General features: G+C 56.4%; 24 protein-coding genes. 16 read left to right on the forward strand and 8 right to left on the reverse strand.

Features of this window, described 5'->3' with window-relative positions:
• Window positions 1-22 precede the first annotated feature (22 nt).
• Entirely contained in the window at window positions 23-526 is a 504-nt protein-coding gene (locus tag FHT87_RS11850; RefSeq protein WP_183801975.1) for an isoprenylcysteine carboxylmethyltransferase family protein, read from the reverse strand.
• Complete coding sequence (locus tag FHT87_RS11855) at window positions 523-1,575, reverse strand: type III polyketide synthase (RefSeq protein WP_183728793.1); 1,053 nt, start codon at window positions 1,573-1,575, stop codon at window positions 523-525. The genes FHT87_RS11850 and FHT87_RS11855 overlap by 4 nt, the downstream gene beginning before the upstream one ends.
• A gap of 173 nt (window positions 1,576-1,748) precedes the next feature.
• Here FHT87_RS11855 and FHT87_RS11860 point away from each other — a divergent pair, with 173 nt between their 5' ends.
• The 3 genes from FHT87_RS11860 (at window position 1,749) to FHT87_RS11870 (ending at window position 3,793) form a co-directional block, all read left to right on the forward strand.
• Entirely contained in the window at window positions 1,749-2,285 is a 537-nt protein-coding gene (locus tag FHT87_RS11860; protein ID WP_183728796.1) for a tetratricopeptide repeat protein, read from the forward strand.
• Window positions 2,286-2,396: 111 nt separating this feature from the next.
• Window positions 2,397-3,002, forward strand: a complete 606-nt coding sequence (locus FHT87_RS11865) for an RNA polymerase sigma factor (RefSeq protein ID WP_183801977.1) — start codon at window positions 2,397-2,399, stop codon at window positions 3,000-3,002.
• Window positions 2,999-3,793 carry an anti-sigma factor gene (locus FHT87_RS11870; protein ID WP_183801980.1) on the forward strand — a complete coding sequence of 265 codons (795 nt, stop codon included), beginning with the start codon at window positions 2,999-3,001 and terminating at the stop codon, window positions 3,791-3,793. The genes FHT87_RS11865 and FHT87_RS11870 overlap by 4 nt, the downstream gene beginning before the upstream one ends.
• On the opposite strand, the gene FHT87_RS11875 is transcribed toward FHT87_RS11870, so the two are convergent.
• The gene (locus FHT87_RS11875; protein WP_183728805.1) at window positions 3,790-4,347 is read right to left on the reverse strand and encodes a hypothetical protein; all 558 of its coding nucleotides are present in this window, start codon (window positions 4,345-4,347) and stop codon (window positions 3,790-3,792) included. The two genes, FHT87_RS11870 and FHT87_RS11875, sit on opposite strands and share 4 nt — an antisense overlap.
• Before the next feature lie 88 nt (window positions 4,348-4,435).
• On the reverse strand, window positions 4,436-7,837 hold the full coding sequence (locus tag FHT87_RS11880; protein ID WP_183801983.1) for an AAA domain-containing protein: 3,402 nt from the start codon (window positions 7,835-7,837) through the stop codon (window positions 4,436-4,438).
• 465 nt (window positions 7,838-8,302) lie between these two features.
• Between FHT87_RS11880 and FHT87_RS11885 the strand changes: the two genes are divergently transcribed.
• From FHT87_RS11885 to FHT87_RS11905, 5 genes are all read left to right on the forward strand, one after another.
• Window positions 8,303-9,016, forward strand: coding sequence for a hypothetical protein (locus tag FHT87_RS11885; protein ID WP_183728811.1), 714 nt, complete (start codon window positions 8,303-8,305; stop codon window positions 9,014-9,016).
• A gap of 44 nt (window positions 9,017-9,060) precedes the next feature.
• Window positions 9,061-9,936 carry a hypothetical protein gene (locus FHT87_RS11890; RefSeq protein WP_183728814.1) on the forward strand — a complete coding sequence of 292 codons (876 nt, stop codon included), beginning with the start codon at window positions 9,061-9,063 and terminating at the stop codon, window positions 9,934-9,936.
• A gap of 324 nt (window positions 9,937-10,260) precedes the next feature.
• Entirely contained in the window at window positions 10,261-10,830 is a 570-nt protein-coding gene (locus FHT87_RS11895; protein WP_183728817.1) for a helix-turn-helix transcriptional regulator, read from the forward strand.
• Window positions 10,831-11,116: 286 nt separating this feature from the next.
• On the forward strand, window positions 11,117-11,884 hold the full coding sequence (locus tag FHT87_RS11900) for a hypothetical protein (protein ID WP_183728820.1): 768 nt from the start codon (window positions 11,117-11,119) through the stop codon (window positions 11,882-11,884).
• A 139-nt stretch (window positions 11,885-12,023) separates the two neighbouring features.
• A complete protein-coding gene (locus tag FHT87_RS11905; protein ID WP_183728823.1) occupies window positions 12,024-12,245 on the forward strand; it encodes a hypothetical protein in 222 nt (73 codons plus the stop codon).
• 304 nt (window positions 12,246-12,549) lie between these two features.
• Here the strand turns inward: FHT87_RS11905 and FHT87_RS11910 are convergent, their stop codons facing one another.
• Window positions 12,550-12,951, reverse strand: a complete 402-nt coding sequence (locus FHT87_RS11910; RefSeq protein WP_183728827.1) for a hypothetical protein — start codon at window positions 12,949-12,951, stop codon at window positions 12,550-12,552.
• Window positions 12,952-13,077: 126 nt separating this feature from the next.
• On the opposite strand from FHT87_RS11910, the gene FHT87_RS11915 reads away from it, so the two are divergent.
• From FHT87_RS11915 to FHT87_RS11935, 5 genes are all read left to right on the forward strand, one after another.
• Window positions 13,078-13,395, forward strand: coding sequence for a terminase small subunit (locus FHT87_RS11915; protein ID WP_183728830.1), 318 nt, complete (start codon window positions 13,078-13,080; stop codon window positions 13,393-13,395).
• 224 nt (window positions 13,396-13,619) lie between these two features.
• Window positions 13,620-14,261 carry a hypothetical protein gene (locus FHT87_RS11920; RefSeq protein ID WP_183801989.1) on the forward strand — a complete coding sequence of 214 codons (642 nt, stop codon included), beginning with the start codon at window positions 13,620-13,622 and terminating at the stop codon, window positions 14,259-14,261.
• Window positions 14,262-14,482: 221 nt separating this feature from the next.
• A complete protein-coding gene (locus tag FHT87_RS11925) occupies window positions 14,483-14,707 on the forward strand; it encodes a hypothetical protein (protein ID WP_183801992.1) in 225 nt (74 codons plus the stop codon).
• A gap of 53 nt (window positions 14,708-14,760) precedes the next feature.
• The gene (locus FHT87_RS11930) at window positions 14,761-15,582 is read left to right on the forward strand and encodes a hypothetical protein (RefSeq protein WP_183801995.1); all 822 of its coding nucleotides are present in this window, start codon (window positions 14,761-14,763) and stop codon (window positions 15,580-15,582) included.
• A gap of 6 nt (window positions 15,583-15,588) precedes the next feature.
• Entirely contained in the window at window positions 15,589-16,008 is a 420-nt protein-coding gene (locus tag FHT87_RS11935) for a hypothetical protein (protein WP_183801998.1), read from the forward strand.
• Window positions 16,009-16,083: 75 nt separating this feature from the next.
• Here FHT87_RS11935 and FHT87_RS11940 read toward each other — a convergent pair whose 3' ends face one another.
• Together FHT87_RS11940 and FHT87_RS11945 are read right to left on the reverse strand one after the other, a co-directional pair.
• The gene (locus tag FHT87_RS11940) at window positions 16,084-16,500 is read right to left on the reverse strand and encodes a putative Ig domain-containing protein (RefSeq protein WP_183802000.1); all 417 of its coding nucleotides are present in this window, start codon (window positions 16,498-16,500) and stop codon (window positions 16,084-16,086) included.
• A gap of 133 nt (window positions 16,501-16,633) precedes the next feature.
• Window positions 16,634-17,905, reverse strand: coding sequence for a plasmid recombination protein (locus FHT87_RS11945; protein ID WP_183802003.1), 1,272 nt, complete (start codon window positions 17,903-17,905; stop codon window positions 16,634-16,636).
• A 247-nt stretch (window positions 17,906-18,152) separates the two neighbouring features.
• Between FHT87_RS11945 and FHT87_RS11950 the strand changes: the two genes are divergently transcribed.
• From FHT87_RS11950 to FHT87_RS11960, 3 genes are all read left to right on the forward strand, one after another.
• Entirely contained in the window at window positions 18,153-19,307 is a 1,155-nt protein-coding gene (locus FHT87_RS11950) for a RelA/SpoT domain-containing protein (protein ID WP_183802006.1), read from the forward strand.
• A gap of 191 nt (window positions 19,308-19,498) precedes the next feature.
• Window positions 19,499-20,233, forward strand: coding sequence for a DUF3800 domain-containing protein (locus tag FHT87_RS11955; protein ID WP_183802009.1), 735 nt, complete (start codon window positions 19,499-19,501; stop codon window positions 20,231-20,233).
• 521 nt (window positions 20,234-20,754) lie between these two features.
• On the forward strand, window positions 20,755-21,789 hold the full coding sequence (locus FHT87_RS11960; protein WP_183802012.1) for an HNH endonuclease: 1,035 nt from the start codon (window positions 20,755-20,757) through the stop codon (window positions 21,787-21,789).
• A gap of 260 nt (window positions 21,790-22,049) precedes the next feature.
• On the opposite strand, the gene FHT87_RS11965 is transcribed toward FHT87_RS11960, so the two are convergent.
• Complete coding sequence (locus FHT87_RS11965; RefSeq protein WP_183802015.1) at window positions 22,050-23,306, reverse strand: hypothetical protein; 1,257 nt, start codon at window positions 23,304-23,306, stop codon at window positions 22,050-22,052.
• Window positions 23,307-23,675: the final 369 nt, after the last annotated feature.

A 23,675-nucleotide genomic window follows, 5' to 3' on the forward strand; every position in this document is an offset into this window, starting at 1 on the left:
GGCGCAAACGAAAAATCGCATTTCATTTCAAAATCATTGCGCTTTTCAGTGCGGCATTTTCGGCCCTGATGCGGATCGTCAGGATGGCGGCATTGAGGAGCGAAAAGACGAGCGCATAAAGCGGCATGCCGAAGGCAAGCGGCAGGGCGGCGATCTCGCCTGTCACGATCATGTAGTTCGGATGTTTGAAGAAGCGGTAGGGGCCGCCTTCGACGAGCGGCGCACCGGGCAGGATGATGATACGCGTCGTCCAGCGCTCCCCAAGTGTGGTCAGCACCCATAGCCGCAGCACCTGCAACAGCATGAAAAGACCGAACCAGAAGAGCTGAACTGGCTGTCCCGTCGCCAGCATCCATAGCCCGACGAGCCAGCCCGTGTGGAGCGCCACCATGTAGGGGTAATGATCGGGCGCGATCTCGCGCGCCCCCCTTGCGAAGAGCGCCATCGTGTTGCGGCGCGCGATCACCAGTTCGGAGAGCCGCTGGGCGGTCACGAAGGCGAGAAGGGCGATGGAGGGCCACATCATGCGACCCTCCGCAATGTCACGCAGCTTGCCGTAAAGCCCGGACCCATGGCGATCATCGCCGTGCGGTCCGGCAGTCCTGCGCGGATGGCCCGCTCCAGAACGAAAAGCACTGTTGGCGAGGACATATTGCCGTAATCGGCAAGCACCGAACGCTCGATGTCGAGCGTATCGGGCGCCATTGAAAGCGTGCTCTCCATTGCAGTCAGCACCTTGGTGCCGCCGGGATGACAGATGAAACGATCGATATCGCCGCGCTTTAGCCCGTTGCGGGCCAGAATGCCATCGATTGCCGGGCCGAGTTCCTTTTCTGCAAAAGGCGGTAGCCCCTGCGCCAGCAGGATGCCGAGCCCGGTGTCGTCGATCTTCCAGCCCATGATATCGAGCGTATCGGGAAACAGATGATCGCCGGCCGATTCCACTTCCGCCACGCCGCCTTCGCCCGACCGCAGCACGCAGGCCGCAGCCCCATCGCCGAAAAGCGCCGTGGCGATGATGTTCGGCTTCGTCAACTCATCCAGACGGAAGGCGAGTGTGCAGAGCTCAATCGCGACGAAGAGCACTACGGCACCCGGGCGGCTGCGCGCCAGCCGCGAGGCGATGCCGAAACCGGAAACGCCGGCAGCGCAGCCGAGACCGAAGACGGGGACGCGCTCGATATCCGCGCGAAACCCGAGCCGGCCGGCAAGTCGCGCATCGAGGCTCGGCGTAGTGATGCCGGTGGAGGAGACCGTTACCACACAATCGACCTGATCGACGGTCAGTCCCGCCTGATCAAGCGCGCGCTTTGCCGTTGCGACGAACAGCGCACCCGCGACCTCTTCATAGGCCTCCATCCTGTCCTGCCAGCCGTGGGTCTCTTCGAACCAGGAGAGGGGGCGGGCGGCATGACGCTTTTGGATGCCGGCATTCTCGAAGACGCGCGCGAGGTGACGGAATTCCTTGAAGCGGTCGGCAAACAGACGGGCCGAGGCCTCGGCAGCCTGGCTCTGGGGGATGATATGGTCTGGCACTGCGGTGACGAGACTTAAGAGTCTGACAGATTGCAACACAATATTCTCCTTGTCGTTCCCGGCGGAACAAGCGGAAAACACGCAGGCTGGCGAGTTTATTCGACTTGATGCTTTTCACGAAGCAGTGATCGGAAAAATTCTGGAGACGGCCGAATAAAGCTGGTGGCAGCGGTGTTCACTCCTCGCAACGTCATTTTCCGAGGAGTTATCCCATGACGACCAAGACTGTCCGCATCGCTTCCCTCGTGCTCGGCAGCTGCATTGCCGCTTCCGTCTTCTCCGGCCCCGTCTTCGCGATTGGCGACGACAGCAGCACCATGCCGGTCTGCAAGAAGGGCGAGATCTACGACAAGAAGGCAAAGAAATGCGTCAAGCAGCAGAGCGCCAACGTGACGGACGAAAACCGTACCGATTACGCTTACTCGCTCGCCAAGGCCGGCCGCTATGAAGAAGCGCTCGCCATGCTCGACACCGTCAAGGATCAGAACAATGCCGAATGGCTGAACTATCGCGGTTACGCCACCCGCAAGCTCGGCCGCACGGATGAGGGCATCTCCTACTATCTGCAGTCGGTGAAGCTCGATCCGCAATATGCCAAGGTCCGCGAATATCTCGGCGAAGCCTATGTCATCAAGGGCGAGCTCGACCTCGCCAAGGAGCAGCTGACCACCATCAAGGCGATCTGCGGCACCGGCTGCGAGGAATATCAGGATCTCAACGCTGCCATCCTCGATCCGTCGAAGATCTAAAGCAATTCCAGCAAAAGTGTGCAGCGGTTTTGCGTCCGGAATTGCGTGAAACAAAGCTGCACACCTGCGTGAGGCAGGAGAGAGATAAGGTTGATTGAAGGGTATTTCCGGATGTCGGTCGCACACACCACATTTCCTGCCTATAGTCGCGCCAGAACGGAATCGCCGGCCCGACCGGCGGTTCCGAAACAGCCAATACGCGCGGAGGCGGCCATCGCGAGCGAAGCGGATATCAGGAGCGGCCTGACGGAACATCTTGCCCGTCTGTGGCGCTATGGCCTCGTTCTTTCGCATCAGCGCGATGTGGCCGACGATCTCGTGCAGGCGACCTGCGTTCGCGCGCTGGAGCGGGCCGATCAGTTTGTAGCGGGCACGAGGCTCGACCGCTGGCTGTTTTCGATCCTGCATTCGATCTGGCTGAACGAGATCCGTGCCCGCCGCGTCCGCCAGGGGCAGGGCTTTGTCGATGCCCAGGATACGCTGAGTTTCGATGGCGCCCGCGACACCGAAACGCATGTCATGGCGAACCAGGTCTTGAAACAGGTGAATACGCTGCCGGAAGCGCAGCGATCGGCGGTTTTCCTCGCCTATGTGGAAGGGCTTTCCTATCGCGAGGTCGCCTCCGTCATGGATGTTCCGATCGGCACCGTGATGAGCCGGCTGGCAGCCGCCCGCGCGAAGCTCTCCGAAACCGTATCGGCGGGAGGATTTGAATGAGCACGAAGCACAGAATGCCCTCCGACGAGGAACTGACCGCCTTCATCGATGGTGAACTCGGCGCCGAAGAGGCCGCCCGCATCGAGGCTATGGTCGAGGCCGACGAGGCTGTCGCCGAACGGCTGGAGTTTCTGGCGCGTGCAAGCCTGCCTTACAAGCAAGCCTTTGCGCCGCTGCTCGATGCCGCTCCGCAGGCAAGGCTCGAAGCCATGTTGTCTGCCATTCCCGCCGCTCGGCCTGCAAGACCGGCTGCCTTCATGAGCCGTCGAGGCTTTTTCGGCGCGCTTGCCGCTTCGGTCGTTGCCGGCATCGCTATAGACCGCGCCGTGATCGGTGTCGGCGCAAGTTTCGCGGGCAAGGATGAAAACAGCGAATGGCGCGCCGTCGTTGCCGAATATATCTCGCTCTATACGCCGGAGACGCTCGCCGGTCCCGTCCCGTCCAGAGATGTGCAGGCAGCACAGCTCGCCAGTTTGGATGGCGACCTCCGCCTGCAACTCTCGCCGGAGCAGGTCGCCCTGCCGGATATCGATTTCAAGCGCGCCCAGATCCTGCAATATGATGGCAAGCCGCTCGCCCAGATCGCCTATCTGGATCCCGAGACCGGCCCCATGGCGCTCTGCATCGTCGCCTCCGAACGCGGCCCCAAGGCTCCCGATATCGAAGGCCGCAAGGGCATGAATGTCGTCTATTGGGCGAATGCCACCCACGCCTTCATGCTGATCGGCCACGCCCCGGTCGATCGCATGACTGAGATCGCCGATGCGGTACGGAGCAAGATTTCCGTCTAGAACGGCTGGGTCTTGTCGGAAACCGGGCTGACCTGATTGGCAGGGACGAGGCGGTTCAGGCAGTTGACGTAGGTCGTATACATCTGCTGAAGCCGCGAGAGCGGCACTACCCAATGCCCTTCGTTTCCGGCAAAATCCAGTTCCATATCCGGGGTGCCGACAAAGGAATTCTTGAGGATCTTCTTGATCTGCGCCACCCCCGTCTTCTCGGCGGACGGCAGGATGCGAAGCGTCTTGCCGTCGAAGAATTCGGCCGGTACGGTCTTGGTACCGGAATAGCCCACAAGCGTCACCTTGGTCGTGGTGCCCTCAGGGATCTCCCAGCCATCCTTCGATACGAGCCACATGATGCTGTCGAGGCTCTGGCGGAATTCGACCGTCTTGCCGAGTTCATCGTTCCAGACCAGCCGGCAATAGGACGGCTTCTCGCCAACGAACCCGACCGACCACTGCCGCGCATCGCCCATCCATTCCGTCCCGCCAGGGGCCGTCTCGCTGCGTGCGATTGCCGGAATAAGGAGTGCCGTCAGCAACAGGGCAGAAAAGGTCTTCATGGCTCGAATCGTCTCCAGGGAGTGAGGGTGATTCTAGCGGCGGAAGGTTGAAGTTTTGCTACCGCGGTGGTTCAAAGCCATGTTCATTTCATCGTGCAACCCTCTGGATCGGTGATGAAGATCGCAGGGAATGAAGGAATTCGTCGGCATCGACCGTTTGCAGAGCGCCGGCGACGTCCCTGAAATACGGCATGGCTTCCCAAAAGCTCCGGTCCGCAACGATATGAAAACGCCGCTGGGCGCGGGTTAGAGCTACGTTCAGCAGATTGGGCTTTGACGAAGCCCAGGCGGCTGCGCCAGCGTGCTCCTTGTCGGCGCCAAGTATCATGAAGACCGTGTCTCTTTCCTTGCCCTGAAAGGTATTAACTGTCCCGACCCTGTCTTTCAGCCACTTCTTCAGTTGCGGAGGCGATGTGCGAGGAGAACCGATGTCATTGACCCATCTTGCCTTTCCCAGCGCCGTCTTCAGCGCATTCTTGATCTCCTTGAATGGAGAAATGACATAAAGGTCCGGCAGTGCTCCGTCCCGGCGGTAAGTCGCGACCAGGACATCGACGATGAAGTCGACCTGTTCGGGAACGCGCTGTCGGCCGGAAACCTTGCCCCCGACGTCGATCCAGGCGCTGTCGCCATAAAACGGCGGAGCATCGTCGGTCGGCCATCGTTCCTTCAATCCGAATACCATCTTGTCCCGATAGGCGATCCGGTTGGCGAGTGAAAACATCGGGTCGATGCAGCGGCGGTGCACACGCAGCGGACTGCCGATCCAAAGTCCGTTGCCATCTTCCGACGGCAGTGCCGTTCCATAGCAGTTTGCTGCGTCGGCGAGCGTCTGTACTGAAACGCGGTTGGGCGAATAACTCTCCGCGGAAGTGTATGGCGACAGGCGGCTGAGGGCCTTGATGAGCGCGCCGGGCAGGGTAAAGACCGGCTCGATCTGCAAGGGGTCGCCGATCGCCATCAGGCGGCGTGCCCGCATCAGGGCGCCGACGGCTGCCTGCGGCACGGCCTGACCGGCCTCATCGACGAAAACCCAGCCGATCGACGCCGGTCCGAGCCCTGCGAACTGTCGAGCGAAAGAGGCAAACGTCGTCGAAACGACGGGAACGATCATGAAGAGGCTCTGCCATATGGGCGGGATATCCGCCCCGTCGTCAGGAGCATTTCCGGAGAGCAGCTTCGTAATGGCGACGATGTTTCCGCCAAAACCTCCGCTCGACCGGCTGACTTCCGCCAGCCATGCCTCATGCAGCGTCAGCGCCGTCTCCAGCAAGGCGGAGCGCAGGCCAGCCAGCCTGTCGGAGTGCCAGAGCCCTTCGATCTGAAAACGGTCGGTTTCGAGATCGTCAAGGTTTGTGGGCAAGGCCGGCTCGCCCAGTCTCTGCCGCAGCTCTTCGAACCTTGCGGATTTCTCGGACCAGGTTTCCTGTCTCGCATGCAGTTCCCGTTCGGCCTGCTCCTGGTGCCGAAGAGCCTTCTCCAGGGAAAGCCGGTGCCTTCCCGCAAGATCTCGTTCGCAGTTGGCGAGCGTCTTGCGGAGGGCGATTTGCTCCCGGGCATTCGATTTCACATTGTCCCTGTGCCGTTGGTTTTCACTGTTCGGCAGCATCCTTTTCCACCAGACCGGCGTCGAACGGTCGAGAAGCCGCTCCTCTTCCCTGAGCCGGTCCAATTCGCTACGGACGGCGAGGGTTTCGGCTTCGGCCGCTGCATACCGATCCCGAGCCAACCCAACTGCCGTCTCCGCTGTCTCCAGTGCCTCACGCGCCAGGGCACAGAAAGCGTCGAATGAGGTCAAGGCGATTTCGCCGTACAGATCGGCGAAATGCCCGTATTCGTCGATCATGGAGCGAACCGCTTTGTCGGCGTTGCGAAATCGACGGCTTGCCTCGGCGAATGTTGGCCCGCTGTAGCTGTCCCGCCACTCCCAGATCGTCTGCGGCCTGTCGAAGCCGGACCAGTCTGGCTTCGCCTTGTCGTCCCTGGCCGGCATGAAGGCGAAGCGCTCCTTGAACGCCCGCCGGTTCCCGCTTTTTCCGAGTGCACAGGCGATCAATCCCCACGGGCGGTTTTCATCCGTCAGCGTGGTGAAGCTGCCATTGTCTTTTTGCGCGGCGATCTTGTGGGCAACGGTCTGCAGATAGCCGAATGACTTGCCTTTCGTAATCGAGCTTTGCTTGGGAAGGTCGCGCGAGATATTCTCGACGGCAGCGTTGTTGGACGAGGCGACGACCATCTCGAAGCCGGTGAGACTGGCGTTCAGGCTCGATATCCAGGCGGTGCTGCCGTCCTTGAAATTGACCTTTCTCGATGCGCCGTCGAAGGCATCCCGCGCCGTTCTCAAGGCGGCGAGCGCGCGCGCCCGCCGGACGATATTGTCCGCAAAGATATCGCGCAGCAGTGTCGTCTTGCCGGTGCCCGGTGGACCGTTGACCGAAAAGAGCCCGGTTTCCGAGAGGGTTTCCAGGGCGGTATTGATCGCGAATTGCTGCATCAGGCTCATGGCATGATGGGCTTCTGCCAGCCAGCGTCCGGCATTGAGGTTTCGCGGATGCAGTGACCGGATGAGGGCGCGGCGGCCTGTCTCCGTATAAAGGTCGATCCGCGCGTCGGAAGCGAGCGGCGTCAAATATTGCCGCAGCGGTTCGGGGATAGTGCCGCTGCGAACGCAGCCCATGGCCTTTTCGATGTCCTCGATGAAGAAGCTGTTCAGAATCCCGATTTCCTGTTCGGGAGTACCATCTTCCTCGTCATCGTCGTCACCCGCCGCGTTATGCTGAGGCGGCGCAGGCAGGAGCTTTGCCGTCGGCCTCGACGGCTTGTCCCTATAGCGGATTTCAACAAGAGCGACGGGCCTGTCTCCATCAGGCGCGAAGCCTGCCCAGTCGCAAAGCAAGGCATGAAGGGCGAGAATTTCAGCAGGCGTGAGCGGCTGGTCGTCGGTATCCTCAGACGGTTGATGGTGCAGACGTCGCTGGGCTTGGAAATTTCCCAGCAATTCCTGCAGGCGCTGTCTGCCATCGGCAAATGCTTCCGAGCTCAGCGCGGCAAGACCACGTTTCTGGACTTGCCCAAGCGCCCAGGGAAGCGTCGAGATGGAAAACGCCGTGAAAATCGGATTGCCCTGCGGGTCGAGTTCCAGGCTTGCAAAGCAGGTGTCGCCATCCAGATCGCCCCGCTCTGCATCCTCGAAATCCGTCATGCCGTTGCTGGCGCTGGCGAAATTCCGGCTGACCTTGGAGATCTCCGATTTGCTGAAAACGCCGAGGAAAAGGGTAAGTCCGGTGATCTCCTTGTGCTCGGGGACGACCGGACGCCTCACGGCGTCGCTGTCATCCTCAAGTGTTTCGGCATGCAACCAAAAAGCCTTCTTGTTTTCGTCTTCCGTCGCCCGCATGGAAAGGTCGTACGGGATGAAGAACTCGATCTTGTGCCAGAGGTCGAGGATTGCCAGCAGCCGCTCGCGTTCGTTACCTGTAGGGATCTGCATGGCGTCTCTCGGCACAGATAAATTCGCTGAGTGTTCTATCAACGATCACCTGTTCGGGAAACCCGGCATATATCAGGGGCCTTCGGCGTCTCTCGGTTCCGGTGGCAGCCATAGGAGGGTCAGCGAAACGCCGCCAGGCGAGACGCGGGACTGACTGCCCCCGATGCCCGCATTCCATACCTCTCCCGGAACGCTTCCGTGGACCGTCTCTTTTTTCCACCTTGCGTTTGTGGCCGTGGCTCAGGAACTCGATACTTCCGCTTTTTAATCAGAAGCTTTTATTTTTGTTTGAAATGACGGCATAGTTCTTTAACGCTACACCTCTCTTTGGCGCAATTTCGTACCGATGTGGGGTTTTCCCCCTCGCCCTTTTTCAAAAAACTAACGTTTGTGGCTGACTTAGTTTCCTTAGCAGAACAGTTTTTGCTTTCTAGCGTTTAAAATTGTCAACAATAGAGGGTAGCTATGTCACTTTCCGCAGTTCTCCTGCCTGAAATTCAGAATCCACAGTATTCGCCCAACCATCGTGATGATGTTGTCCTTCCTCGCGAGGAGAGCAAGCGTGTTTTCATCAACGGCGTGGAGCTCGATGCAGAGCGCATCTCCGGAAGAGTTGTCGGCTCAAGGATAAAGCAGCACAATCAAATCTATACAACTCATCACAACAACTACATGGCTAACGGTGATAATCACGTATATTCTACGGTTCGAAACGAACAATGGGAAACGAGCGAAGTCCGGTTAAGATTTGAGGACGGGAAAGAAAAGCTCTTCAAGCTGCCATTTGCCGTCAGCGTCGGTGAAGACGATATGATGAGCATCATCAGTCTCTACAGGGTAGGCGGAGACGGATACACGGCCGCGGCTCAGAACCATAATATCGGCCAATCGTTCACACAGGACCGCAATGGTTTGCAGCATGTATGTGCTCGCCTTGGCGTATTCAAGCCGTCGGTATTCCTCAACAACAAGGCATTTCTGATTGTCCTCGCATTGCTGGCGGTTTCACTTTACGGCCTGTCTGGTAGTGTCTTGCTGGCGCTGATCGGCGGCGTCCTTCTGTCTGGGCTTTTCGTCCTCGCGTTTCAGTATCTGGTTCTCCTGCCCTATGTCATCGCCGTCTGGCCCAGGACAAATCGGCAGCTCCAGGCGTTTTTTGACGATTTTTCTGCGTGGTAGCCATCCAAGAGGAACGCGCTTCGCCAGCCTGAAGGCGAGGCATTGTGCTGAATGCAGCAACTGATTGCGCTGGGTGTTTTATGTCGTTTTTATCTTCTCTCGTTCTTTTCGCTTCCACCATTCCCTCAATGCCGTCGCCGCCCATCGGTGACGAATTTCCGTGGAATTCCAAAGCGGTCGCTCCGATAATATACGAGTTCTCGGACTACGGCGGCAAAAGCTCGACGATGAAGGCGAGGATCACACCTGAATCCATTCAGAGTTGGTGTGCTAACTGGCATCCGGGAGATGCCTCATGTGCTGCGTCGCGAGAAGTCGACGGAAAGGTGTATGAAGCCCGCGCAGACTGCGAAACGGGCGACCTATGGACGGAGGACAAGCACTACCGTTTTGATGGCCCCGAAACCGAAAACAAGGACTTCTACGGCTACATCAGCATGAAAGATACCGAGACAGGTAAACGCGTCGGAATGTCGAATGCAGATCGTGGCCGCGAATTCGGAGCTATGTGGCTCAAGCTGTGTCCGGTGGGATGGCCTTACAATGATACCCCCGTTCAGCCGACCTTCGAAACCGAGGATCGCTACGGTGAGTTCATGGGCCACAACGGATCCCTGATGTTCCATCATCAGAAGCAGCACATCATCGTCTACTCGGAACCCAAGGCTTCGATCGCAGGATCCATCAAGCCCGAAACAGTCCTTTTCCGTGGCTGGAGTGTTCCGAACGAGTGGATTTCTGGCGTCGCATACACATTCAAGAAGGGCTGCGATCCGGCACCATACCTAGTCAGCGGATACGACAATGGCTCACTGCAGTTGACATTGCAGGGCAAGGCACCGGTCCGTGATGGATGCAATGTCGTCGGGTACAGCGACAAGGGTCCCAATGCAAAACTTGTTTTTGATCGTGGTGAATGATGGATAGCAGTAGGTTTCCAGGCCGCAGAGCCGTGAACTCCAAAGGAAATCTCGGATGCTGCGCAGCAGCTAGCATTCGTGGATGTCGTGCGCCAAGGCACTCATCTCCATGAAAACGAGGCGGTTGGCCAATGTTCGCGTTCCGGCAATCATTTGATAACAAATACTCGATGTATATGCAGTTGAAACAAATAGAAATTTCTCCTGCTCCTGCCGAAGAATATGAGTTCATTCAATACGATTTCCCAAGACCTCATCGATGTGTGGCTACGGTCCGATGAGATGACAAACCCGGAGAGCCTGTATGCCGGGATCATCAACAGATTGACCATCAAAATGGCGCTCTCCGTCGTTACGACGGTAGCCGACGATCCTTATGACTGGCGGTTCCGTCGGGTAAAGGATTTCGGCTTCAAGAGCAGCCTACTGAACCGGATGAAGCAGCAATTTCCCGATGCCGCGCTGCGCGACCTCGATCGACGCTTCATTGATGATGCGATCATTGCCGCCTATTTGCGGGCTCTGGAGGTGAAGCGCCCCGCGATTGACCTCGTGAGGACGAAACTCCTCGGTGTCCGGATCGGCTACGAGCGCCTTATTCTGCCGCAGAAATGCGATGGAAAGCCTGGCTGGTGCATCAGCCTGATTGAAGGGCGTTTCTTCGTCTCTCCGATGCAGGAGGCGAAGACCGACATCACGGATGACAATATCATCCAGCTACTCATTGAGGGGCAGAGTACGAAAGAAATCGCCGAGTTCCTGCATCTGTCTCCGAGGACGATCGAGCATCGGATCGATAGGCTGAAGAACCGATTTGAAGCGAAGAACCTCGTCCATCTGGTGGCGAAACTCGTCGCCACCCAGGTTGGCCGCCCGGAGAAGGAGAGCGGCTAGGCTACTTCACCGTCTTCCTGCTGGCGGCAGCCCGCGCCTGAAGTGCGTCCATGGATAAGAGCCGACACACTCGCCCACGCTCACTGGTGCAACGAACGCCGCCGGCAACTTATTGAGCGGGCCGAGCGGTGAAGCCGCAATCGACCCTTCTCGTCGAGAATTCGAACACCGGACAATCCGGGCGCGGCATAGATTCAGCCCCCTGACCCTCCCACAACTCTGGGCTTGCGCACTCTACCGGAGCATGAGAGCCTTATCTGGCCGCAAGCTTTGATCGGTGGGGGCCATGTGGGGGAAAGTCAGCGTAATTTCAGGCGGCATTGTCGCGGTCCTAGTATTTGTGACCACTGTCATCACAAATGTAGGTACGATCAAGGAGACGATCGATAAGCTTTTCTCATCTTCTGGTGCAGACGTAAAGCTGCTGCAATCGCGCCTAATATTTAGTTCGCCAAGCATCCCGATCCCGGATGAAGTTCCCGGAATAGACTTTTCTGCAACAATGCCTGCAGGCTTCCAGAATGGCGAGGATGTCGAGCTCGGTGAAGGCCAAATTTTTATTGATCTCCAACAAGTCGCACAAGGGGATCGGTTGAACCATGGCAAATTTGCCGAGGTAGACGATCTGGCAGCTGTGGTTATACAGAGACATCTAGGCCGATCGGAAGAAGGGTTTGGGTTGAATCAATTACTGGCTTTGGCAATCGAGGGGCGCAAAAGTCGGCCGGCTGACAGATTTGTGCTGATCGATCCCGTCGAGTTGGCGAAATTTACTCTCGCACAACTGCGCGTGTTGATCCAAAAGAACACAGTTCCGAGCCTAGGAAGCTGTAAAATTCGAGTCTATTATCCTAGCGGCGACAGCAAAGAGACCTACAATTCTATCGACCTTCCGGCTGGGACCTGGAAGAACTACTATGAATTCGGGCTGCTACTTCCCAAAGATTTGCAGAATAAAAGTAAAATAACTTCCAAATGGGAGGCGGTCCTCACTTGCGAGGCCAATGGCAAGGCAGCAGGAGACGGGCCAGTTCCGCTAACGATCGGCCCTTGAGGGGCCAGGGCCACTGTTCGCCACGAAGGCAACCCGAACATCGGATGACCGGGGTGCGGCATAAATTGAGCGATGTGCGATTGTCGTTTGTGCGTCTCGCCTCTTATATGTTTTCCGAAAGAAACAGAGGGGGATGCTCATGAATGACAACGACGAAATGGTCACGGTCCTAAAGTGTGATGTTGAATTGAATTTCACCGGGCCAATACCAGCCCTTGTGAACAAGCGCGCAGCCGCGGTGCTTCGATCTTTGGCAGAACGTCTCGAAAAGGATGAATTCGAAGACGGTTTTCATCCGGTGAAAGACGAGAACGGCGAAGAGGTCGGAGAAATCTACGTAGACTATTCGGGCATGATGTAAGCAGCTCACGCCGAGGCGTACCGCCTCTGCCTCAGTAGGAACCGGGACACATTGGCTCGATAGGGTAAAATGATCCTTGGCCTTCCCGGCAAGGGTTCCCGACCATCACAGCCCGCCCGGTTCGCCAAGGCGGGTTTTCTTTTTGAAGAGCGAGATGGTTTCTTTTGAGTAAGCTGGTGATCATCGTCACCCTCTGGATACTCGCGGCCCTCTCCGTCGCGCTCGGCGTTTCGGTCGCTCCGTCCGGATGCCAGTCGGATCAGCCGCCAGTGTAGGGATCTGGCGGGCACTGTGACCTGGCTTTTCACGGCAGAGCGAGTGCAATCGCTCCTACGCCTACCGCGAAACAGCCTAGCGAGATGAAAGCAGTAAAAAGCCCCGCCACGTTGAACCAGGTTCCTGTCCTCCATTTTGACTTTTCGGGAGTGATCAAATGGTTCGCATAGGCTTGGTTCGTGAGGTACGCGAGAATGCACGCAAACACGGCGAAGCCGGCTCCGCTTGCAAACCATATCAGCGAATGAGCCGTTACTGTGACGAGCGGTATAAACTCCTTCTGCAGGCTGGAGCTGGTTGCCGTTCCCGCAACGAAGGCGAGTAACGCTACACAAGCTCCACCATTCAAAAGCAAGAGGGCCTTCAATCCCTGGCCCGCAGCCTCCATCGCTGCGCCTTCAAGAGCTCGAAAGCGTTCTGCTTGTTCCATCAATCGCCTCCTTGTGTAGCCAATGCCAAGCCTGAAAAATGCACGGCATAAGAAGGTCGCTCCGCCAAGTGAGAAATGCAACCCATAATCGAAATTCGCAGCCGCTCAGACCGGCAAAGGTGACCAATGGCAGCCCCAAAGGGAAACAAGTTCTGGATGGTTCGCAGCAGCCACGGTGATAAGCTGATGTTCACGAGCCCCGACATTCTCTGGAATGCATCGGTCGAATATTTCGCATGGGTCGAAGCCAACCCGCTCTATGAGACGAAAGCGTTCGCATCCGGTGGCAAGGTCATTGTGAAAGAGCTGCCGAAGACGCGTGCCATGACCATTTCGGGTCTCTGCATCTTCCTCGATATCGTCCGCCGCAGATGGGATGGATACCGAGCGCGAGAAGATTTCACCCATCTCGATCAGGCGCTTAATCTATTGATTTCTATGTAGCAAAGTGTTTGGCTGGGGAACCTGGATGATGACTATCGCCAGCGAAAAGTTGTTGACTGTCAGTTAGTTACGCAATCTCATGTCAACATATTGGGGGCGAGATTCGGTGCTGTCAATCCTTATCCGCGTCGCGAGTCCAGATGGCTATCAGGCGGACACACTCCGCTTCTATTGTGTTGCATATAACCCCGCCTAAAAATTGTGACATACAAGGCAAGGTAAAAATGGACGTGCAGAATGAAGAGATGGTCGAGACCCGGTTAGCGGGCGACGAAACGACGCTGCGGATATACGCCGACCTGATGGACGAAGTTCGAGAGCGTGTAGCTGTCATAAACTCGATCACCGAAAACAAAATGGCTTGGGCCAATCAATTCGTCGAAGAGGTTCTGTACCTTCAGGTTCGGTTGCTCTGCGAGCAGGTCGCGATTGGTTGCTTAATCGCGCATGGAGATGTGCCAACCAGGAAAATCATGAAGAGCTATGAGCCGTCGAAGATCATGGCCGCTATGGAAGAACTCAATCCTAACTTTTTTCCCAAGCCTGTTAAGCTCATCTTTTCACCGGGGCGGTTGCACCTGGACGAATACGATGGTCCGAGCATTACCCAGTCGGAACTCGTCCAAGTCTGGAACCAGTGTGGGGCAAAGGTTCATAAGGGGTCCGCTTTAAAAATCCGCAAAAATCACGGACGTCAGTCCGGCGGCGATTTCCAGAAAACTCTCGACACCGCACAGAAGATTATCGGTTTGCTACAGTCGCATCGCATATCCTCGTCTCAGAACAGTCAACATTTGATTGCGGTACTTGCGGATACCAGCAATGCCGGGCGGGCGAATGTCTGGTTCGCCGAGGCACCTGAATGAAAACGTCCACGTGGTTCGGGACGTGGGGGTCGAGTGTTCGAATCACTCCACTCCGACCAGTCGTAAGCTATTGTTTTCCCGAAGCAAAATCTCCCCGCCTGAAATAAAGGGTAAATTTGTCGCCACCGATATCGCCACCGATACCGATAGAGCGGGCGCGTTCAAGCTATCTCAACTTTTGCAGGCGACTTTGCTGTCGTTGTGAAGCAAGGAGATAGTGGATGGAGTTTTATGCTGAAGAAGGCGCGGACGGCTGGTACGTATATGACGGAGACGATCCACAGCCAGTAGCTGGTCCTCTTCCAGAATTCATGGCCAAGGCTTTAGCCAAGGAAAAGAATGAAAAGCGGTATCCTCGTGGGAGTAATGAACCGCCACCCTCACAGGAGCCTGAACCCGATCCCAAGCCGGGCGGTTCTGGCGGTATGGGTGGTTTAGGATTCTAATTTTCTTGCCGCCCACAAATCTCCTTGAGACGATCAATCTCAAGGAGATTTACATGAAAACCGTCGGACAAATCCAAAAGGAAGAATACCGCAAGTCTCGTCACGCCGCCGAGCGCTGGCGCAAATGGATCAAAGACCTACGCCGCCGTCAGATACAGCAACAGGAGCGCGACCGTCGCCGCAGATGGCTGCTTGCTCTCCTTCTCGCGCTGCTCGAATCCAAGCCGGTGCAGGCATTTTTCCCTCTCGTTCTCGCGGAACCGGACCCGCCACAGCAAAAACGACAGCCGCAGCCGCCAAGGAAATCGCCGAAAAAAGACGGCTTTGATCAGCGTCAGGATCAGCGAACTGAATATGACCGCCTCTACCTGTCCGACTGTTCGACCCGGTATGGCGAAGAGCATCTCGAAGTTTACGACGGCCTGACTTGGGGCGACATCATCAAATACAACCGCGAGCATCGACCGTGGCTTTTCCCGGCATTCACGCCTATCCCCGGCATGCCGGATCAATACAAGGACGAGCCAGTTCACATTTGGACGCTGTTTGACCATCTTGCCTCTGATTATCACCGACCAGCGGCAATCGAGGCTCTGAAGCTCGTTGTCGACACGGAATCTCACGACTGGGTGGATGCCTGTGCAGCCGAAACGAACGGGCTAACCTGGAAAGACCTGCGGCGGCAATGTCGTCGCCGGACACCAGAAATGACGATCCGCGAGTTTCCACGAGCGGCGGCGCGGTGGCGAGAGGAATTGCGCCGTGAAGCCGAGGAACGAAAAAAAGAGGCCAAGGAAACACTGAAAATGGCCCGAAGTCGCCCGGCCTCGACTAAGGAAATGGCGAAATATTATCCGTTGACACCAAGGAAATAGCCAAATATGTACCTTGATAAGAAAGTAAATCTTTTTATGATATTTCCTTGTCAACTTAATAATTCTGATAGTTGCTTCAACTATATTGAATTGCTTTGTTTTTATTTTCATGATCTTGCTTTGTCCGCCGCAGACGAAGCAGGAGACTACGATTTGATTGATCACATCGAGAATTTCGAGAGAGTTCGAGCCTTGGGCGAAGGTCGATGCGAGAGCTGCATCACGCCGCGCCGTTTGGAAGCCAGGATCGCCGAGCTTTTTGCCGAGGGCAAATGTAAGACGACCGAGCAGATGGAAGAGCTTGCAGAAAAGGTCTGCGGGAAATGCCTGTCACAATGTATGGGAACAACATTTGACTGGGATGCGAGCGCGATCTTTATTTTGCTGGAAGCTAAGCCGGAGCGGCGACGGCGAAAGCGGGCATAGGGAATGCTCCATGAAAATAAGAGGAGCGGCGTGAACGTCGCCGCTCTCATCTTGGTGGGTAGCCAAGCCGCCAAACTATTCCACGATGATTGCAACCAGGACCATTTGCGCCGCGCCCGTGCCGTCCGTAACGCGGACTGAGAAATCATATGTCCCTGGGACGTAGATTTTGCCCCTAATCACGCCTGAAAGCATATCCAGAACAATCCCGGTAGGCAGGGCGGAAAGGCTGGCAAAGGTGACTTCAGATTGCGGATGACCGGACGACCAGACCGGCGAGATTGACAACGTGGTACCCGCCCGAAGGTTTGTCACTCCGTAAGATACACCAAAATCGGGCTCTTGCGGTTCCACCGGATCGGGAGTTTCCAGTTCCGGTGGCGGCGCGACAAATTGCAAGGTGCCGGTGGTGACAGGCCGAAAAACGATCTGTCCGGCAAATGCTGGCGACGTGAGCATGGCAGCGGCGAGGACCGTGGGAAGTAGACGCATGGTGATATCTCAATGGACACACTGAGATTGCGACAGGATTTCACGCAAGCGACAAACCCATTTTGGATTTGCGCCGATGAGAAAGCCGGGTTTCAATAAATACGGCGAACCCGGCCCCCCGGTAGTAGCCGACCTATCTCTTTTCTTTTGTCTGCGAAGGCTGCAGCGTCATCTTCATGGCAGGTCCCGACATCGCCAGTTCCTGTTGTCTTTCAGGCGGCAGAAGCGACCATGCTCGATCCCTTTCGATCTGCATTCTTAAAGCGGCGTCACGCGCTCGCTCGGCGTCCTGCGCGGCCTCATGGGCTTTCCGTTCGGCTTCATGACGGCGCTTTTCTTCGTCCTTCAGCCGTGTTTGCAAAGATCGAGCAAAGGCCTGGACACGGGCGATCTCGGCAGCAAATTCCTCTCTGATTTTGGTTGCCAGCTTCGATTCGCCGAGGGCGTCCCACATCGCTCGCAACCTGCCCGAGATGCCGGAATATCTTTCCGCACGAGAAACCGCCTCCTCGGCCTTTTCCTGCGCCTTCTCCGCCTGTTCCCGTGCAGCCATTGCAGCAGCGTTGGCTTCTTCGGCAGCTTCCTTGTCCCGTGCTGCGGCGGTACGGATTGCATCGGCCTCATTTTTGACGCGGGCTATGAACTGGTCGCCGGAGGCTTTTACCCTTTTTGCCTGCTGGACTGTTTTTTGAAGAGCTTCGGCTTGCACTTGCTCGCGCTGCCATTCTTCTCTTGTCAAGCGGCGGCGCTGTGGGCCAAGGCGCGTCAAGCCGCATGGAACAGCGACGGCCTCGTGATAGGAGTCCTGCCATTCCCTCATTGCGGCCTTGTATGCAGCGTCCGCACGTTTTCCAAGCGCCTTGGCGTCCTCGCCTTCGGCTGGACCGACAGACATGATTTTGCGCTTTGCCGACACGCCTGGGTGATATTTGAGTGCCGACATTCCAGGTTCATCAACCGGCACGATATACGCATGAAGATGATAGTGCGATTCATCTTCGTGACGAATTGCGGACTTCAGATCGTCGCCATACTGCGAACGAAGCCATGCGATTGTTCGCTTTTCCCACTCTTCCGCTTCCGCCCGTTTAGCCGGATCGGCATGGATTTCGGCCATTGTCGCCGGATACGACGCGACGACCGTATGCAACGTCTTCTTATCTTTTGCGACCTTTCGGACGTGGCCACCCTTCACCGTGATCGTCGCGGCGGAGGCAGCGGCATCGTGCATTTCTTGCACTTCCTGGACGCCGAGGCCGTAGACGACGACAGGCGGTAAGGGATTCGCAACATGGACGGACGCTTCAGGCTTGCGGGAAGCCTCCGAAAAGATGAAATCCGTGGACCGGCCTTTCGCATCAGCTTTACGGGCATAGGATTCCAGATGGATGAATTGATAGCCCATGCAGTGATCTCCATGAATTTCAAGAAGATCGTTGTAGGCCGTGCAAGTCACCAGCTAGGTCCGATGAAGATTTCTCCCAATCTGAGACCTTATGGCAGATAAACCGGTGGAATGACGCGAAGAAAAGAATTTGAAAGACTTTGCCTAAATTGCCGTATTGGATGTGAATATCGCATACGACCAGTATTTAAGAATGAAACACGAATATCTATCATCCGGCACAACATTTTGTCGGATGTGATTCGCGATGGCACAATACCCACATCTCAAGTATCCCATGCAAACTGTCCGCAAAGCAGGGCAGAAACTGGCTGGCAAACTGTATCTGCATGACAACGGTGACTATACAGAAGCAAACGACGTTTTTCGCATCGCGAACTCCTGGCGCGACAGTCACTTTTTGCCAATGCGAAGCGCGTATCTATCGCTGCGTTTTAAGATGCTTCGAAATGGTCTTGCGGGCGATGTCGCCGCGCGGCCCAAGCGAATGTCGTCCATACGGCGGAAGCTTCGTGAAAGTTCGACCAAGCTTGACCAGATGCAGGACATAGCAGGCGTTCGAGCGATCATGGATGATATTGCAGGGGTTCGCGCTCTGACCGCCAGCATTCAGCAAAAGTTTCCGCACACCCTCCGACAGGAATGGGCCTATATCGACGCGCCGAAGGAAGATGGATATCGTAGCCATCATCTGGTTTTTCACTTCTGCCCCGGAAAAAAAGACCAGGAACCTTTCACAGGTCGCCGCATCGAACTCCAGATCAGGACCAGACTCCAACATAGCTGGGCAACAGCAGTCGAGGCTGTTGGCCTTTTCAACGGCGTGGACCTCAAGCACCACAAAGGAAGCGAGGATTGGCTGCGGCTTTTTCAACTGATGTCAGCGGAATTCTCGCATGTCGAAGGCTGCCCTGTCGGACCCGGTGTCCCGAGCCGTCGCGAGCGCATCGAGGAAATCAAAGGCCTGAACGACCGGCTCGGCGCAGCGAACGTGTTGCAAAATATCCGGTCGGCAACCCATTACGCTGAAACCTTCGTCTACGAACGCGGGAAGTTTTTCCTGATCGTTTATAAGCCGGACCATACGGTCGAGGTCGAGAATTTTGACGATTCAATCCAAGTGACATCGCGATTGGCAATGTACGAACGCCAGATCGAGGATGGTGTCAGTGCCTCGAAAGCGGTCGTAGTAGAGGTCGATAAGGTCGAAAATCTAGTCCGCACTTATCCGAACTATTTCGGTGATGTCAGCCTGTTCCTGAACAATCTCCTGCGGATTACCAAAGGACAGGATGCTCGCGAATATAGCCTTTCGCCGCAACAGGTCGTTCGTCCACGCCCTCAGGAAATGCCTGACCCTCGGCTTTTGGTCCGACGCTATACGCGGTGGGGGCGCGAATAGAGGCATAATCCGATGATTGAGCTTGCGAGCCTCTAAGCGGAGGCGGCTGCGGCACGGTTGCGATCAGTGGGAATCGAACTCGACCGCCCTTAAAGCAAAGAAGTCCCCAACCAGCAGCTGTCATTACACAACATCCCGTAAGTGGTTGGGGCAGCATTGACAAGGCTATCCAACATCGGCGCATTTGTCGGATGGACATTTACATTGACGAAAGCATCCATGATCGGGGGAATTTTATCGTGCTTGCGGCTGTCTGGGCCCAGCCCGATGAAATTCGCATGGCGACGGAAGCTCTATCCAAATGTGGTTTTGTTCCGGGTCGCGACGAGTTCAAGAGCAGCATGAAAATGAACGGGAACAGCCATGCTCAAGATTTGCGAGAGCACTTTCGGGCAATCATTGGTCGCTGCAAAATCGCAATAGGAATTTGCGCCGTGAACGAACGGCACCAACTGATGTCTCTGGCCGCAAGCATCGGCAAAGCCATAGCTTCTCAGAATCGGGCCGAAAACGGCATCATCCATCTCGATCAAGGCATTAAGCCGCAGTCAATCAGGCTGCCGACTGGCTTCCTACTCAGAGCAGATTGCGACTCCAAAACCGTTATCGGAATTCAGCTTGCCGATTGTTGCGCCCATTTCATCGCAACAATCCTTTTGGATGAGCTGGGGGTCGCAAGAAAAATGGTACCAGCACGCCGCGTGTATCCCGGAAATGACGGTGACCTCGAACTTGCGTGGGAACTATGGGCGTCAATACGCTACGCTCTCGCGGGCAATGAGCCGATAGGCGACCCGGATGATGACGGTTTTCACGAACCGCTGTTTAAGCCGTTCGGCCTAGTATTTTCTGACGGCTGCGATCCAAGAGTAGTTGAAGCTGCCCGGCGGCGCTTCGGCTCCGTTTGGGTTGGCTGCATCCATTAGCATCAACACCGACCCAAACGAGGATCAAGGCCCAATTGCGCGAGTCGTGAATAACATCAATGCCTTGCCAACAGGAACGAGTTTCCCAGAGCCTGAACTCACGGAATCTCGCGCGTACACCCTTGTTTCACTTTGAGGGATTGCGGCAGACCTGAAGTCTGCAACCGCTCGATACGCGCCTTGGCGGCTAATGATGAGGATAGCGGATTAGCCGCCCTCCTTGGGGCTCCCTCATTGCAGTCGAGTATGCCGCGTCAGCCCGTTTGCCGCCAAAACTTAAGGGACATGTAACGGTGTCACCATAAGACGTTCGGAGCAGAAAGCGAACCTGAGGGAATCTAACTGTGCCTGCGGATAAGGAAGCTGACTGGACGGACGATGAACTTCGTTCAGCCGTTCGAACATATTTCCAAATGCTGGAACTGGAGTTGCGAGAAGAGCCATATGTAAAGGCGGAATTCCGACGTCGGTTGATCGAACAGCAGCTCCCGACGAGAACGGAGGGTGCGGTAGAGTTCAGAATGGAAAACATTTCGGAGGTGCTGAAGAAGCTGAAGGAACCCTGGATCAAGGGGTACAATCCGGCGGAACATGTAGGTCCTGTAGTGGAAGAGCGCATCCGGAAAATCATTCAGGACGAGCGATCCCGGAAACAGCCGCAGCAACTACTGCTACAAGACGTCTGCCCAAGCTTGGACATGGTCCAAGGGGTCAAGGCTGTATTCGGCCCAATATCCTCATATGTACTTTGCTTTGCTGGTCGAGGCGATGCAAATTCAACGAGTTTCTATTATCAGGCAGCAAATGCTGCGCGATCCGCTGTCGAGCGACCGTTCATTATCACCATTGGCGGAGGCGAGGAAGTTCGGCCCGATGCCGATGGATGCGTTGTCAGCATCGCGCGAGCTGGCACAGTTTTCGGGCCTACAAGCCTACTTCTACAAGATGAGGACGAAATTAAACGGCTCGCTCGCTGGCCGGTATCGGTAAATCTCTTGGAGGTTTGGCACTTCAATGGGAAGCCCCATCTGGTACGTGATCTCCGGATGCCCGATAAGACGATTTTAGGCGGTTCTCAGGACGGTATCATCCGCCCATCGGAGAAGATGTCGCTGTTATGGGAGACCTTACGAAATTGGCCGGTCACCCTTGCCAACCTGCCACCGCCTGCAAACTTCTACGACAGCGGCAAGCCGCGACGGGCGGGGACGAAACTTCCGTTCATTTCAGCAAAGCAAAAGGAGGAAGGCGACCGGGTTTGGAGATATCAGCTTGAGGCCGAGAGAGACGCTGGGCTACGCGCTGCGGCCAAACGGCATAACTTCCATCGCCATGGCACGTACGCATGTGAGGCATGCAATCTAACTAGCTCCGATGGTGCCATGTTCGATGCTCATCACATCACTCCTTTATTTGTGGGGAAGAGGATCACTCGGGTGGAGCATCTCCTCATCCTTTGCCCCACTTGCCATCGACGAGCGCACAGATCGCCAGACAAATTGAGGCCGTATAGCTTGGCGGAGCTTCGGTCCTGGATTGATGCGGGTAGGCCATAATCGCCCTTGAGGATGCTGGAGTCGATTTTGCCTTTTCCAGCGGGTCGGCTTAGGGCCGAACTCAGCCATATAAGTGATGGGCGACCGTACCTGATTGGCAGCGGCAAGAGCCATTGGCGGAAGTGCAGAATGAAAGGAACCGATATTGGTAGTGACCGACTACTGATTGCAAGCAATCGTCGGCTCCTTCCGAGGGACGATTTCATCGAGACCTTGCCAGGTGCCCCCTCCATGACCGGGGAGGTCAACATGCGGATGAGCTATGCCGCCATCCGAAGTAGCGCGGCGCTCTCGTTGTCCGACAGCCAGCGTCCCGGCATGATCGCCTCAATCTCGCGCAGCCAATCCGGCACCGCATTTGCGGCCCGCAGGGCGTCGCTCTCGGCGATTTGCACGCCATAGCTCTCCGCCAGCTCGCCCACGATGCCCGCCACGACAGCTCGCTGCCCCATCGCATCGGCGCGTTGCCGGATGCGTTCGCCCGCGATGAGCGCGATGCTCGCTGGGGTCGCCGTCATATCAAAGCGATGCTGGTAAGCTTCCGCTGCAGCGCGTTCGCGCTTCGGCGCTTCTCGCCATTCGACGGTCTCCCGTTCGAGGCGCAGAAGGTGGGCGGCGGTCTCTTCCTCGCGCCGGACGTCGAGCCGGGCGAGCAGCGTCGCCACGGTCTCTTCGTCTTTTTCCTTGCCGATCACATCCGAGTCGGCATTTGTCTTTTCGACCGCATCCGCAAAACCTGCTTCGCCGCCTGCCTCGACACGCAACAGGAACGTGGAGGCAAGGCCGTGCCGCATCCAACGCTTCCAGAGCGGCGAGACGACGCGACCGACGACATCGTCGTTTTCGTGCAGCACCGGTTCGTCGCCCTCATCGTCGCGTTCGACAGTGATCCCGAGCTTTTTCGCAAGCGCAGCGGACACGACGCATGATCGTGTACCGGGCATGGTCGCTTCGTACTCCTTCCATCGAGCGTACAAAAACTTATCGCCTTCTGCTGCTCGATTGGCGATATCCCAAGGCGTCAGCGACGCGTCGGACTTGGTTTCATCCTTGTACCCGCCACTGATTTCCCATGCCATGCTACCCTTGGCCGTGTAATCGCTGGCGTCTTCGGCATCATGCGCAATGCGGACCTTGCAGCCGTGCTTGTCTGATACCTTGCCGCCAGCGCAGCGGATTTTATCCTTGTAAGCCTCTGCCAGCCAGTCGCCAGCCGCTTTTGTGCGCTTGGCGACCATCTCTCGAAGCTTCTCAGCATCGCCGTTCGCGGCAATGATCTCGAACACCGTAGGGCCGTCGACGAGAACGGAAAGATGCTGATGAAAATGCCATCCGTTATCCTGACTGTATGTAACCTCCGGCCCGCAAATCACGCCCAGGATTCCAAATCCTTCTTGCGCATCGACCCACTTCCGACCTTTCCGAGCTTTGCTCGAAGCGGTCTGGATGAGGTCTTTGACGAAGGCGAGCGGCATGTCTTTCGAGTGATGAGCAGTCAGGACGACAAGTGCAGACATTCCGCCGCGTTTGAACGTCGCCTCAGCAACTGCCTGCACGCGCTCAGCACGTTTCAGAGCCTTGGCCGGAGCGCAAGTCGGGCAAAGCCACGGCGAGCCACATCGGTAAATGCCGCTCACGCCAGCCCGCAGTTCGCCAGTGTGTTCGCCGTACCTCAGGTGGATATTTACGTGCGAAGCGCCGTCTCCTGGGTGTCCACAACCGCAGACGGCAGGTCCTCTCTCACCTTCATTTTTAGGCTTGCAAAGCTTCTGGACTTTAGCCAGCAACGCCCATCTTGAGACCGTGGACGACCCTTTGAATTGATTGATTTCAGAAGGAGAAGAAGAAAGAAGGAGCGTATGACCTCCGTTCCCACTGCGTGGAAC

The sequence above is a fragment of the Rhizobium sp. BK316 genome (genome assembly GCF_014193695.1).
GTDB lineage: Bacteria > Pseudomonadota > Alphaproteobacteria > Rhizobiales > Rhizobiaceae > Rhizobium.

Excerpts from the sequence above, each read along its gene's own strand:
- FHT87_RS11850 (WP_183801975.1), bottom strand. The coding sequence starts at position 526 with ATGATGTGGCCCTCCATCGCCCTTCTCGCCTTCGTGACCGCCCAGCGG.
- FHT87_RS11860 (WP_183728796.1), top strand. The coding sequence starts at position 1,749 with ATGACGACCAAGACTGTCCGCATCGCTTCCCTCGTGCTCGGCAGCTGC.
- FHT87_RS11865 (WP_183801977.1), top strand. The coding sequence starts at position 2,397 with ATGTCGGTCGCACACACCACATTTCCTGCCTATAGTCGCGCCAGAACG.
- FHT87_RS11870 (WP_183801980.1), top strand. The coding sequence starts at position 2,999 with ATGAGCACGAAGCACAGAATGCCCTCCGACGAGGAACTGACCGCCTTC.
- FHT87_RS11875 (WP_183728805.1), bottom strand. The coding sequence starts at position 4,347 with ATGAAGACCTTTTCTGCCCTGTTGCTGACGGCACTCCTTATTCCGGCA.
- FHT87_RS11880 (WP_183801983.1), bottom strand. The coding sequence starts at position 7,837 with ATGCAGATCCCTACAGGTAACGAACGCGAGCGGCTGCTGGCAATCCTC.
- FHT87_RS11885 (WP_183728811.1), top strand. The coding sequence starts at position 8,303 with ATGTCACTTTCCGCAGTTCTCCTGCCTGAAATTCAGAATCCACAGTAT.
- FHT87_RS11900 (WP_183728820.1), top strand. The coding sequence starts at position 11,117 with ATGTGGGGGAAAGTCAGCGTAATTTCAGGCGGCATTGTCGCGGTCCTA.
- FHT87_RS11905 (WP_183728823.1), top strand. The coding sequence starts at position 12,024 with ATGAATGACAACGACGAAATGGTCACGGTCCTAAAGTGTGATGTTGAA.
- FHT87_RS11910 (WP_183728827.1), bottom strand. The coding sequence starts at position 12,951 with ATGGAACAAGCAGAACGCTTTCGAGCTCTTGAAGGCGCAGCGATGGAG.
- FHT87_RS11915 (WP_183728830.1), top strand. The coding sequence starts at position 13,078 with ATGGCAGCCCCAAAGGGAAACAAGTTCTGGATGGTTCGCAGCAGCCAC.
- FHT87_RS11920 (WP_183801989.1), top strand. The coding sequence starts at position 13,620 with ATGGACGTGCAGAATGAAGAGATGGTCGAGACCCGGTTAGCGGGCGAC.
- FHT87_RS11925 (WP_183801992.1), top strand. The coding sequence starts at position 14,483 with ATGGAGTTTTATGCTGAAGAAGGCGCGGACGGCTGGTACGTATATGAC.
- FHT87_RS11930 (WP_183801995.1), top strand. The coding sequence starts at position 14,761 with ATGAAAACCGTCGGACAAATCCAAAAGGAAGAATACCGCAAGTCTCGT.
- FHT87_RS11935 (WP_183801998.1), top strand. The coding sequence starts at position 15,589 with ATGTACCTTGATAAGAAAGTAAATCTTTTTATGATATTTCCTTGTCAA.
- FHT87_RS11940 (WP_183802000.1), bottom strand. The coding sequence starts at position 16,500 with ATGCGTCTACTTCCCACGGTCCTCGCCGCTGCCATGCTCACGTCGCCA.
- FHT87_RS11945 (WP_183802003.1), bottom strand. The coding sequence starts at position 17,905 with ATGGGCTATCAATTCATCCATCTGGAATCCTATGCCCGTAAAGCTGAT.
- FHT87_RS11950 (WP_183802006.1), top strand. The coding sequence starts at position 18,153 with ATGGCACAATACCCACATCTCAAGTATCCCATGCAAACTGTCCGCAAA.
- FHT87_RS11955 (WP_183802009.1), top strand. The coding sequence starts at position 19,499 with ATGGACATTTACATTGACGAAAGCATCCATGATCGGGGGAATTTTATC.
- FHT87_RS11960 (WP_183802012.1), top strand. The coding sequence starts at position 20,755 with ATGGAAAACATTTCGGAGGTGCTGAAGAAGCTGAAGGAACCCTGGATC.
- FHT87_RS11965 (WP_183802015.1), bottom strand. The coding sequence starts at position 23,306 with ATGTCTGCACTTGTCGTCCTGACTGCTCATCACTCGAAAGACATGCCG.